The following is a 12,845-nucleotide window of genomic DNA, read 5'->3' as shown; positions in this document are numbered from 1 at the left end:
CGGTTCCCGGTCCCACAGCGAACTGGTGTCACAGATGTTAAGCGTTTTGCGACAGGCCGCGTCGGTGCGTGAAAACCCAAGTGGGGCTGTCACATAACCGTGTGCCATTAGGCGGCATGACCAAGAACGTCGCTTATGCCAGAGTGACCACCAGCAAACAGACGACCGAACAGCAGGTCGCCGCGCTCCAGGCGGCGGGCTGCGCACCGATCTTCACCGAGACCATGAGCGGTAAGCGCAACGACCGGCCTCAGCTCGCCGCCGCGCTGGCCGAGCTCAAACCCGGCGACACCCTCACCGTCTGGAAGCTCGGCCGGCTCGGGCGTGACGCCCTCCGCTCGCCACGATCAAGGACTTGCACGACCGGGGCATCGTCGTCCGCTCGCAGACCGATGGCTTGGACTCCAGCACCGACTGCGGGCGAATGGTGATGGGCATCCTGGCCCACGTCGCCGAGTACGAGCTGGGCCTGAAACATGAACGGGCCGAGGCCAGCGCAAGCTGATCCGCCAGCGCGGCTGCTCACTCGGCGGCGCGAAGCCCAAGCTCGATCCCGAGCAGGTCGTGGCTGTGCGCCGCGCCCACGCCAACGGTGACACTGTCGCGTCACTAGCTCGGGTTCATAAGGTGTCCCGCATGACCGTGTACCGGATGTTGGAGGGTCGGCGATGGAGCGCGAGCGGTAACCGGCAGCTCTGGACCGAACCCCACGTCATCGCTGTCGACGACCTTTTACCGCAAACACGGCCAGGATCGTTTACCGAGTCGATGATGGGATGACGCGGTAGCCCAAGCAGCGGCAAAGACGAGCCCCAAAGCGACGAGCCGCCGGTATGTTCGTCGTGACCCCTTGGTCAGGGGCCGTACGTGCCAGTCAGGCATGGGGCAAGGTGACCGGATGCGCGGCCGCGGGGGTGCGCCCGGGGTAGGAGAGTTATCCCGAAGGGAGGTGAGTTGTATGGACATCTTTCGGGTCCATCAGGAGCTGATCGACGACTACAAATCCTTCACCACCAGCGCCGTCGAGCCGCGGGACCCGCGGATCAAGCAGTACGTCGACGACGAGCTCGCCGAAGGCAAGCAATGGCCTGAGCCGTGGCTGTCGCTGAACCCGACTTTCGCCGCCGGCGGCTCTATTGACGAACTGGTCGCCGACGACCTGCTGCACCCCGAGTGCGCCAGGATCTTCCGCCCCAAGGCAGACCTGGTGGACGCCGGCGACCGGCCGATCACCCTGCACCGCCACCAGCGCGAGGCCATCGAGACCGCGCGCTCCGGGAAGAGTTACGTGCTCACCACGGGCACTGGCTCCGGTAAGTCGCTGGCCTACATCGTCCCGATTGTCGACCGGGTGCTCCGCCAACAGTCGCGCCAGGCAGGAGTCAAGGCCATCATCGTCTACCCGATGAACGCCCTGGCCAACAGCCAGGTCGGTGAGCTCGAGAAGTTCCTGCGCTTCGGCTACGGCGAGGGGAACGAGCCGGTGACCTTTGCCCGTTACACCGGTCAGGAGCAAGGCGAGCGCCGCGAAGCTATCCTCCGCAACCCGCCCGACATCTTGCTCACCAACTACGTGATGCTCGAGTTGATGCTCACCCGGCCGGAAGAGCGGCGAAAGCTCGTCGACGCGGCGAAGGGCCTGGAGTTCCTGGTTCTCGATGAGCTGCACACCTACCGCGGCCGCCAGGGCGCCGACGTCGCCATGCTGGTTCGCCGGGTGCGAGATGCCTGCCAGTCGCCGGCTATGCAGTGTGTCGGCACCTCCGCGACGATGGCCAGCGCCGGGACCGACGCCGACCAGCGCCGGGTTGTTGCCGAAGTCGCGACGGGCCTGTTCGGCGCGGAGGTCACGGCTGACCGTGTTATCGGCGAGACACTTGACCATGCCACTACTGGCGATCCCGACGACATCGCGCAGTTGTCCCGAGAGGTTCAGGCGGGTGGCGCCGCAGGCGGCTATGAGGGTCTGGCTGATTCGTCGCTGGCGTCCTGGATCGAGACGACGTTCGGGCTTGCGATCGAAGAGAATTCGGGCCGGGTGATCCGGCAGCGTCCGGCCAGAGTGCGGGATTCCGCAGCGCGCCTGGCGGACCTCACCGGGCGCACCGTGGATCAGTGCGCCCAAGCGATTCGCACCACACTGTTGGCCGGCTCGGCGGCTAGACACCCGGTCACAGGCAGACCGCTGTTCGCCTTCCGGTTGCACCAGTTCCTCTCGAAAGGCGACACGGTGTATGTGTCGCTGGAAAACGAGGCCCGGCGGCACATCACGTCGCAGTACCAGATCGCGGTGCCCGATCGGCCCGATCACGTCCTGATACCGTTGGCCTTCTGCCGGGAGTGCGGTCAGGAGTATCTGGTGGTCGCACGGTCCTCTGAGGACTCGGATGTGATCTACCGCCCGCGGCGTGACCGCGACGCCAGCGGAGGAGACCAGGCCAACGGCTACCTCTATATCTCGACCGATCAGCCGTGGCCGGCGGACCCGCTCCCAGAGGGGCGCTTGCCCGACTCTTGGCTGGCTGACGGGCAAGTCGCCGAACGCCGCCGCCAATATCTGCCGCGCCGGGTCCGAGTCGACGTCGGCGGAACCGAGGTCACCGGCGCTGGCATCGACGCAGCGTTCGTCCCGGCTCCGTTCCGGTTCTGCCTGCGCTGCAAGGTGTCCTACGAACAAGCCCGAGGAAGTGACTTCGCGAAGTTGGCGACGCTGGACGCCGAGGGTAGAAGTTCCGCGGTTTCGGTGCTCAGCACTTCGATCGTGCGCTCATTGGACAAGATCCCACCCGGCGAACTCAGCGAGGAGTCACGCAAACTACTGACCTTCGTCGACAACCGTCAGGATGCGAGCTTGCAGGCCGGGCACTTCAATGATTTTGTCCAGATGGTTCAGCTTCGCGGAGCCGTCTACCGGGCATTGCAGAGCGGAAGCCTGCACCACGAGGACGTCGCGCAGCGAGCGGTCGAGAGCCTGGGCCTGCGATTCGAGGACTACGCCGCCAACCCCGAGGCCGTATACGGCGCCCGGTCGTCGGCCGAGCGCGCATTCAAGGAGTTCATCGAGTACCGCTTGTACTCCGACCTTCAACGCGGCTGGCGGGTCACGATGCCCAACTTGGAGCAGACCGGCTTGCTTGTAGTGGAGTACGAGTCGCTCCCCGAAATCGCGGCCGACACCGCGCTCTGGGAGCAGGCCTATGAACCGCTGCGCAACGCCACCGCCATCCAGCGAAAAGAGTTGTGCCATATCATTCTTGACGAGTTCCGGCGCGATCTTGCGGTCGCCATCGACTGCCTGACCGACGACGGATTCGATCGTGTGAAGCGGCAATCCGATCAGCACCTGCAAGGACTATGGTCGATTCCCCCGCACGAGCCTCGGCCCCGGCCAGCGGTGGTGTCCACCGCGGCAGGCAAGCCGGGCGCCCTGCGGTCGATCGCCCGCCTGACCGGGCGGACCGCGCTGGGACGGTACATCCGCGAGTCCAGCGGGCTCACCCTCGGCGGCGAGCAGATGGACACCACCGACTCCCAAAAGGTGATCGAAGATCTCCTCAAAGTTCTCGACCGCGCGGGCCTTCTGACAACCGTGGACGTCGAAGGCCTGTCGGGACCGAACTACCGGCTGAAGGCCTCGGCGGTGATCTGGAAGCGGGGTGAGGGTGTCACCGGCGCACCCGATCCGCTGCGGAAGGGTTTCGACCCGGATCAGGGCACCCGGGTCAACCCCTTCTTCCTTGAGCTCTACCGCCACACCGCACCCGAACTCGTCGGCATGTACGCCCGCGAACACACCGCCCAGGTGACCGCCGCGGACCGCGAAGAACGTGAAAAGGCCTTCCGCAAAGGCGAATTGAAGGTGCTGTACTGCTCACCCACGATGGAGCTCGGTGTCGACATCGCGAGCCTGAACGCCGTCGCCCTGCGCAACGTCCCTCCGACGCCCGCCAACTACGCCCAACGCAGTGGACGTGCGGGCCGGTCGGGCCAACCCGCACTGGTCACCACCTACTGCGCAACCGGCAATTCGCATGACCAGTATTACTTCCGGCGTTCCGTCGACATGGTCGCCGGCTCAGTCGCCCCACCGCGCCTTGACCTCACCAATGAAGCCCTGCTTGCCTCCCACCTGCAGGCGCTGTGGCTGTCGGAGACCGGCGCCGATCTGCACTCGCGCATGCCCCAGCTGCTGGAACTCGAATCGCCCGGCATGCCATTGACTTCGGACCTCGACAAGACGCTCCGCAACCCTGATGCGATCCGGCGAGCAACCGAACGGGCCGCCACGGTGATCGCCCCGCTCATCGAGGATTTGCAACGTACGTCGTGGTGGCATGTGGACTGGCCCGCAACCGTCATCGCCGATGCACCAGATGAGTTCGACCGGGCGTGCGAGCGGTGGCGCGAGCTGTATCAAGCTGCGCTCGACGATCAGGCCGAGCAAAACCGGATCGTGCTGGACGGCTCGGTGAGGAAGCAGGCGCGGACTGCGGCCGAGGGGCGCCGACGTGAGGCCGAGGGTCAGCTTCGTCTGCTGCGCAACGAGGACACCGACCGCACCCACTCCGATTTCTACACCTACCGTTACTTCGCCAGCGAGGGATTCCTGCCCGGGTACAGCTTTCCCCGGTTGCCGCTGGCCGCCTACATTCCGGGCGTGCGGCCGACGATCGGCAACCGAGCGGGCGGCGACTACCTGCAACGCCCACGTTTCCTGGCGATCAGCGAATTCGGGCCTGGCGCAATCATTTACCACGAAGGCGCCCGCTACGAGATTAAGCGCATCCAAGTTCCGATGAATTCGGGCGGCATCGGCACGGTCGACACCCAGGATGCCTACCGCTGTCAGTCGTGCGGCTATCATCACGTGCGCCGCCCCGGACTCGACGTGTGCGAGAACTGCGCGGCACCGCTGAGCGCGCCCCAGTACGGGCTGATGCGCATGCAGACGGTGTTCGCCCGCCGCCGCGAACGCATCTCCAGCGACGAGGAAGAACGCCGCAGAGCGGGTTTCGAGTTGCACACCTCCTACCGGTTCAGCGAGCACGGTCCTCGCCTGGGGCGCTCCGACGCCGCGGTCGGGGATAGTGAGGGCGGGCTGATGACCGTCAGCTACGGCGACACTGCGACGGTGCGCGTCACCAATGTCGGCCGTCGGCGACGCAAGCATCCGGCAGACCTCGGCTACTGGCTCGACACCGTCAAGGGCAACTGGCTTTCTGAGCGGGACGCCGAAGACACCACGCCCCAGGATGAATCGCTGGACGACGCCGCCGATGTCCCTACTAAGCAGAAGGTGATCCCCTACGTCGAGGACACCCGCAACATCCTCGTGGTCCGACTCGACACGCCCGTCGCCGAGGACGTGTCCACCAGCCTGCGCTACGCGCTGGAACGCGGTATCGAAGCCGAGTTTCAGCTTGAGGACTCCGAATTGTCCAGCGAGGCGCTTCCCGACAACGACGGACGCGGCCGAATGCTGTTTACCGAGTCGGCCGAGGGCGGCGCAGGTGTGTTGCGGCGGCTGCACACCGAACCGGACGCCTTAGCGCGAGTCGCCTTCGCCGCGTTGGAGATCATGCATTTCAGTGCCGACGGCACCGATCTGGGCCGGGCGGAGGGTGCCCGGGAACGATGCGAGAAGGCTTGTTATGACTGCCTGTTGTCCTACGGCAACCAGACCGACCACGCGGTGATCGACCGGCATGTGATCCGCGACCTGCTGTTGCGGCTCGCGGAAGCGACGACGGTGCCAGTCATCGACGACGAGCCCCGCGGCGACAAGGCGTCAGAGCTCAAGGCGCAGTGTGAATCCGAGTTGCAACGGGCCTTCATCGACTTGCTGGTGCAGCACGAGTTCGCCCTCCCCGATAACGTCGGGCAACCGGTAGCCCAGGCAACGGTGCGCCCCGACTTCGCGTTCAGTGCCGACGGATCTGCTTTGGCGGTGTTCGTCGAAGAGTCCACCCCGCCAGACGCTGAAGAGGTCGAGGAAATGTTCAACGACGCCGGCTGGTCGGTGCTGAGACTTCATCCCGGCGAAAACTGGCTGGCTCAGGTGCGCGAGCACTCATACGTATTCGGCGACGGAAGGGTTTAGGCACTGTGGGATTCGCCCCTGGAAGTCTGGTCACGGCACGCGGCCGCGAATGGGTGGTGCTGCCGGAGAGCACAGATGACTTTCTGGTGCTGCGGCCCATCGGCGGCATCGACGACGACATCGCCGGGGTGCTCGCCAGTGAGGGTGTCAGCCCGGCATCGTTCCCGCCGCCGCACGCGGAGGATCTCGGCGACCACCTGAGCGCATCGCTGTTACGCAGCGCGCTGCGGATCGGGTTCCGCTCCACCGCAGGCCCGTTCCGGAGCCTGGCCTCGATCGCCGTCGAGCCTCGCGCCTACCAGATGGTGCCGCTGATGATGGCGCTTCGCCAGGACGTCGTGCGCCTGCTGATCGCCGACGACGTCGGCATCGGCAAGACCATCGAGGCCGCTTTGGTTGCCACCGAGCTGCTGAAGGTCGGTGATGCACGAGGGCTCACGGTGCTGTGCAGCCCCGCGCTGGCCGAGCAGTGGCAGGGCGAGCTCAGAGAGAAGTTTGGTCTCGAAGCGGAACTCGTTCTGCCCAGCACGGTTCGCCGGCTGGAACGCGGACTCATCGGCGCGGAGTCGATCTTCGAGCGGTACCCGGTCACCGTGGTGTCCACCGACTTCATCAAGAGCGCACGGCGTCGCCACGAGTTCCTCCGCACCTGCCCGGATCTGGTGATCGTCGACGAGGTGCACACTTGCGTCGCGGACTCCACCACCAGCGGATCGGGCCGCACTCAGCGCTATGAATTGGTCCGCGACCTGGCGGCCGACCCTTCCCGCCACCTGATCCTGGCCAGTGCCACCCCCCACAGCGGCAAGGACGAGGCATTCCGGAACCTGCTGGGGCTGTTGAAACCCGAGCTGGCCACCGTCGACCTGGAGAAGAAAGCCGACCGGGAATACTTGGCCAGGCACTTCGTGCAGCGCCGCCGCGCGGATCTCCGCCGGTATCTCGACGAGGACACCCCGTTCCCGAAGGATCGCCTCTCCGCTGAGGTGCCCTATTCGCTGAGCCCGGAGTACCACGCGTTATTCGCCAAAGTCCTCGACTACGCCCGGGAAACGGTGCGCACCGGCGAAGGCGGGCTTGCTCGGCGGGTCAACTGGTGGTCCGCGCTGGCGCTGCTGCGCGCGCTGGCCTCCTCGCCGCGGGCGGCGGCTCAGACCCTGCAGACCCGGGCGGCGACGGTCGCCGCCGACTCCCCGGAGGAAGCCGACGCCATCGGCCGGGCCATCGTGCTCGACCAGGCCGACGACGAGGCGCTGGAGGCCGTCGACACCACGCCCGGCGCCGACACCGACACCGACACCAAGGCCGGCAATGCCAAATCGCGCCGGCTGCAAGCATTCCGGGCCGAAGCTCTCAAACTCGAAGGCAAACCCGATCGAAAGGTCGCCGCGTTGGTGAAAAGCGTCAAGGAACTGCTGGGCGACGGATTCAACCCCATCGTCTTCTGCCGATTCATCGACACCGCCGACTACGTGTCCGAGCAACTCGGCGCGGCTCTCGGAAAGAACGTCACCGTCCGCGCCGTTACGGGCACCCTGCCCCCCGCTGAACGAGTCGCTCGTATCGAGGAATTGGCGACGATTCCGGGCCAGCACGTCCTGGTAGCCACCGACTGCCTCTCGGAGGGCGTGAACCTGCAGGAAAACTTCCAGGCGGTGGTCCACTACGACCTGGCGTGGAACCCCACCCGCCACGAACAGCGGGAGGGCCGGGTGGACCGCTTCGGCCAACGGGCCGACACGGTGCGCGCGGTGACTCTCTACGGCCGCGACAACCAGATCGACGGCATCGTGCTCGAAGTCCTGCTTCGCAAACATGAGGCGATCCGCAAGGCGACCGGCGTCGCGGTACCGGTACCCGACAACAGTGAGGCCGTTGTCGAGGCACTGATGGAGGGACTGCTGCTGCGCGGCCGCGACGCGGAGCAATTGGGTCTGGAACTCGACCTGGAGGAAAAGCGCGATGCGCTGCACAACCAATGGGAGTCGGCGGCCGCACGGGAACGCAACGCCCAGACCAAGTACGCCCAGCACGGCATCAAACAACAGGAAGTGGAGACTGAACTCAAAGAGACCCGCGCCACCCTGGGCACCAACACCGACGTCGCCGAATTCGTCGACCACGCGCTGCGGGCCTTGCGGTCGACGGTGACCACCGCCGACTCTGGATTCACTGCGACGCTGGGGCCCCTGCTCCTGGGGCTGCGTGACGCGCTGCCGCCCGGCCGCAAGGACCCGCTGCACTTCGCCGCCGAGCTCCCGGTTGCCCGGGGTGACGCCGTGCTCACCCGCACCGACGCATCGGTGGAGGCGGTCGCCAACTACGTCCTGGAATCGGCTCTTGACCCGCAGCTTGCCGACGATCAGCGGCCTGCCCGGCGCTGCGCGGTCATCCGCACCAAGTCGGTGTCGACGCGCACCACGCTGCTCATCGTCCGCTATCGCTTCCATCTGCAGCTGCCGTCCCGCTCCGGCAGCCGCGAGCTGGTTGCCGAGGACGTCGCGTCGCTCGCCTTCGAAGGATCTCCGGCGAAGCCGCACTGGCTTTCACCGGAGTCGGTGGCTCCGCTGCTGCACGCCCGACCGTCCGGCAACGTCCCCGCCCCGCAGGCGACCCAGTTCATCACCCGCGCCCTCGATGGCTTGCCCGACATCGCCACGCATCTCGCCGAACACGGTGAAGAGCTCGCCGCGCGCCTGCTCGAGTCGCACCGCCGGGTGCGTCAGGCGGCCGCCGACGTGGTCCGCGGCCTGACGGTGATCGTCGAACCGGGCGCCGATGTTCTCGGCGTCTTCGTGTACGTGCCGCCGGCTGGAGGCGACAAGTGAGCACCGACACCGCATCCACCAACTTCGTCGGCGTCCGCATCGTCGGAGGTCTGCTGCCCGCCGACCTGCTCGCCAAACTCGTGGCCGCCCAGACCCAAGACGGATTGTCCTCCAAAGACTTTCACCTCGCCGCCGGCGAAACCGTGCGCGACGCCGCCAACCGGGTATGGGCCTATTTGCGGGGCGCCTGGACCACCTACCGCGCGGCCCTGGCCGCGCTGCCCGACAACGATGCCGCGACCGGGCTGACCCGAGAACGCTTCGCCCTCGTGCTGCTCGACCAGCTCGGATACGGCCGCGTCCATCCCACCGGGAAAGGCGGCCTGCACGTCGGGGACCGCAGCTTCCCCATCTCACATCTGTGGGGAAACGTCCCGATCCATCTGCTCGGCCGCGTCGCAGTGGACACCCGGACGAAGGGCGTGGCCGGGGCGGCCGGCGCCTCGCCGCAGTCGATGGTGCAGGAACTGCTCAACCGCTCCGATGACCACCTGTGGGCCATCCTCGCCAACGCGACCACCCTGCGGCTGATTCGCGACTCCACCTCGCTGGTGGGGTCGGCCTACGTCGAATTCGACCTGGAAGCGATCTTCGACGGCGACCTGTTCGCGGACTTCCTGCTGCTGTACTCGCTGTGCCACGTCTCCCGCCTCGAACCCCGCGACCCCGAAGTCGGTCCCGCCTCCTGCTGGCTGGAGCACTGGCGCCAGGACGCCATCCAATCCGGTTCCCGCGCCCTGAACCTGCTGCGCGACGGCGTCATCCAGGCACTGCACACCCTCGGCTCGGGATTCCTCACCCACCCCGACAACGCGACGCTGCGCCAAGACCTCGCCGACGGCCAGATCACCGTCGAGGAGATCAACCACGCCCTGCTGCGGGTCACTTACCGGTTGCTGTTCACCTTCGTCGCCGAAGACCGCAACGCACTGCTGGATCCCCACGCTGATCCGCAGGTGCGCCGTCGCTACCTCGACTACTTCTCCACCGAGCGGTTGCGGCGGACATCCCGGCGCCGCCGCGGCGGCCGCTACGGCGACCGCTGGGAGGCCCTCAAAGTCGTGTGGCGCGGCCTCGGCAGTGTCGACGGCCTGCCCGAACTCGGGCTGCCCGGTATCGGCGGCCTATTCGACACCGGCGCGCTGGACTTCCTCATGGACTGCTCGCTGAGCAACCAGGCGCTGCAATCCGCGGTGCGCTCCCTGTCACTGGTGAAAGAACCCCGGTCACAGGCCATGCGGATCGTCGACTACCGCAACCTCGGCGCCGAGGAACTCGGCAGCATCTACGAGTCACTGCTGGAACTCATGCCGAGCTGGGACCCAGCCACCAAGACCTACTCGCTGGCCGTCGCATCGGGCAACCAACGCAAGGACACCGGCTCCTACTACACCCCCACCTCACTGGTGGAGTCGCTTCTGGACACCGCGCTCGACCCGATCTTGAACGACGCCGAGAAGTCCGACGAACCCGAGCAGGCGCTGCTGTGCGTCACCGTCTGCGACCCCGCCTGCGGCAGTGGACATTTCCTCGTCGGGGCGGCCCGCCGAATCGCCAAGCGGGTGGCCGCCCTGCGTACCGGTGACCCCGAACCGGCCCCCGAGGCGGTGCGCTCGGCGATGCGCGACGTGGTCGGGCGCTGCATCTACGGCGTAGACCTCAACCCGCTCGCCGCGGAGTTGGCCAAGGTGTCGCTGTGGCTGGAAGCTCTCGACCCGGGCCGGCCCCTGACCTTTTTAGATGCCCAGATCAGAATCGGCAACGCCCTCGTCGGCGCTACCCCCCGGCTGCTCGCCGGGGGTCTGCCCGATGAGGCGTTCAAGCCGATCGAGGGCGACGACAAGAAGATCACCGCCACCCTGGCCAAGCAGAATAAGGCCGAGCGCAGCGCCCAGGGCAGCCTCTTCGATGTCGACATGGTCGCCGCGAACACGAAACTTGCCGAGCAGGTGGAGAAGGTGGTCGCCGCACCGGCGCTGTCACTGGATGACGTTCATGTGCAAGAGCAGCGTCTGCGCGCCTACACCCAGTCGACCGCTTACCGTCAGCAGCGATTGGCGGCCGACGCCTGGTGCGCGGCCTTCGTATGGCCGAAAAGCCTCGGCGCGCCGCCCGCGATCACCCAGCGCACCATCACCACGCTGAGCGACGGCGACGACAAGCTCACCGACAAGCAGCGCGCCGAGATCGAACGCCTGACCGCCGAATATCGGTTCTTCCACTGGCACTTGGAGTTCCCGCACATCTTCCCGACCGAGTCGACGGATGACGACACCGTGAACGACGCCACCGGCTGGTACGGCGGTTTCTCCGTCGTGATCGGCAACCCGCCCTGGGAGCACGTTGAACTCAAGGAGCAGGAGTACTTCGAAGCCCGCGATCCAGATATCGCCAAGGCGGCTGGCGCCAAACGCAAACGCATGATCACCGAATTGCTGGCCGGCGATTCGCCGGTCGGCCGCGATTACATGGCCGCGAAGCGTCGCCTGGACGGGGTCCGTCACTTCGCGGCGAATTCCGGGCTTTACCCCCTGTGCGGGCGCGGCCGGATCAAGACCGACCCCCTCTTTGCGGAGACGGGACGCGCGCTACTGGCGGGCGAAGGTAGATCCGGGATGATCCTCCCTACTGCTATCGCCACCGACTCGACGACGCAGTATTTCTTCAAGAATCTTGTGCAGAGCGGCTCCATCTCAAGTCTTTACGACTTCGAGAATCGCAAGCCTCTCTTTGAAGCGGTCGACAGCAGGTATAAGTTCTGCCTATTGACGCTTGCCGGTCGAGATTTACGTGAGCCGGAAGCGGATTTCGCGTTCTTCGCCCATGACCCTACGGACCTCGAACGACCCGGATCGCGGTTCAGTCTGACGCCAGAGGAAATCACGCTGCTGAACCCGAACACCGGGACATGTCCGATCTTCCGCAGCCGCCGTGACGCGGAGATCACCCTCGGTATCTATCGGCGGGTGCCGGTGTTGATCCGGGAGGGGGATCCGGACGGAAACCCCTGGGGTGTGAGGTTCATGCAGGGCTTGTTCAACATGACCAGCGACTCCCACCTGTTCCGCACCCGCGATGAGCTTGAGGGTGACAGTTGGACGCTGAGAGGGAATGTGTTCTTCAAGGGCCAGCAGGAGATGCTGCCGCTGTATGAGGCCAAGATGATTCACCACTACGACCACCGCTGGGCCACTTATCAGCGTGACGGCACGGTTCGTGACGTCACGCTTGCAGAGAAGCAGGATCCAAACTTTGTTGTCATGCCCAGGTATTGGGTAGATAGACGGGAGGTCGACACTAAGCTCGAGGGCCGTTGGACTGGTGAATGGCTGATCGGCTGGCGCGATATCTGCCGGAGTACAGACGTTCGGACGGTGATTGCAGGCGCCTTGCCCCTTGCCGCAGTCGGAGACAAATTCTTGCTAGCGCTCGTCGCTGCTGATGTGGGTGGCCTATTGCAGGCTATGTGGTCATCGTTCGTCTACGACTATTGCGCACGCCAGAAGATCGGGGGAACATCTCTCAAGTATTTCACTTTCATGCAGCTGCCCGCACAACGTCCTGATGTCTTCTCGCTCGGCTCAGAGTGGGATGCGGCACGTCCACCCAGGAAATGGGTCATCCGGCGCGTCGATTACCTTCGGTCCGAATGGTCGTCGCCTCCGATCCGCACGGTAGCGAAGGCGGAACTGGACGCCGCGTTCTTCCATCTCTACGGCATTGAGCGCAATGACGTCGACTACATCATGGAGACCTTTCCGATCGTCAAGCGCAAGGACATTGCTGAGCACGGGGAGTACCGAACCAAGCGGCTGATCTTGGAGATGTACGACGCGATGGCGGAGGCCGGGCGAACGGGTAAGCCGTATGAGTCGCCGTTCGATGAGAAGGCTGGGACCGCACGCTGAGGGGAGGAC

6 protein-coding genes are annotated in these 12,845 nt (G+C 65.7%); all 6 read left to right on the top strand.

Translation table 11 applies throughout. From position 1 onward, the window contains the following. Positions 1 to 116: 116 nt before the first annotated feature. The 6 genes from K9U37_RS12165 (at position 117) to K9U37_RS12150 (ending at position 12,836) form a co-directional block, all read left to right on the top strand. Positions 117 to 431, top strand: coding sequence for a recombinase family protein (locus tag K9U37_RS12165; RefSeq protein ID WP_243071908.1), 315 nt, complete (start codon positions 117 to 119; stop codon positions 429 to 431). After that, the gene (locus tag K9U37_RS20520) at positions 398 to 505 is read left to right on the top strand and encodes a recombinase family protein (protein ID WP_372489507.1); all 108 of its coding nucleotides are present in this window, start codon (positions 398 to 400) and stop codon (positions 503 to 505) included. The genes K9U37_RS12165 and K9U37_RS20520 overlap by 34 nt, the downstream gene beginning before the upstream one ends. Further along, complete coding sequence (locus K9U37_RS20515) at positions 502 to 780, top strand: helix-turn-helix domain-containing protein (protein WP_372489567.1); 279 nt, start codon at positions 502 to 504, stop codon at positions 778 to 780. The genes K9U37_RS20520 and K9U37_RS20515 overlap by 4 nt, the downstream gene beginning before the upstream one ends. Before the next feature lie 178 nt (positions 781 to 958). Next, positions 959 to 6,100, top strand: coding sequence for a DEAD/DEAH box helicase family protein (locus K9U37_RS12160; RefSeq protein ID WP_243071907.1), 5,142 nt, complete (start codon positions 959 to 961; stop codon positions 6,098 to 6,100). Positions 6,101 to 6,105: 5 nt separating this feature from the next. Beyond that, the gene (locus K9U37_RS12155; RefSeq protein ID WP_243071906.1) at positions 6,106 to 8,928 is read left to right on the top strand and encodes a DUF8741 domain-containing protein; all 2,823 of its coding nucleotides are present in this window, start codon (positions 6,106 to 6,108) and stop codon (positions 8,926 to 8,928) included. Continuing rightward, complete coding sequence (locus K9U37_RS12150) at positions 8,925 to 12,836, top strand: Eco57I restriction-modification methylase domain-containing protein (RefSeq protein WP_243071905.1); 3,912 nt, start codon at positions 8,925 to 8,927, stop codon at positions 12,834 to 12,836. The genes K9U37_RS12155 and K9U37_RS12150 overlap by 4 nt, the downstream gene beginning before the upstream one ends. The last annotated feature ends 9 nt before the right edge of the window (positions 12,837 to 12,845 follow it).

Source organism: Candidatus Mycolicibacterium alkanivorans (genome assembly GCF_022760805.1).
Lineage (GTDB): Bacteria > Actinomycetota > Actinomycetes > Mycobacteriales > Mycobacteriaceae > Mycobacterium > Mycobacterium alkanivorans.
Note: the sequence above shows the minus strand (reverse complement) of the source record. Positions and strands in the feature narration are given on the sequence as shown.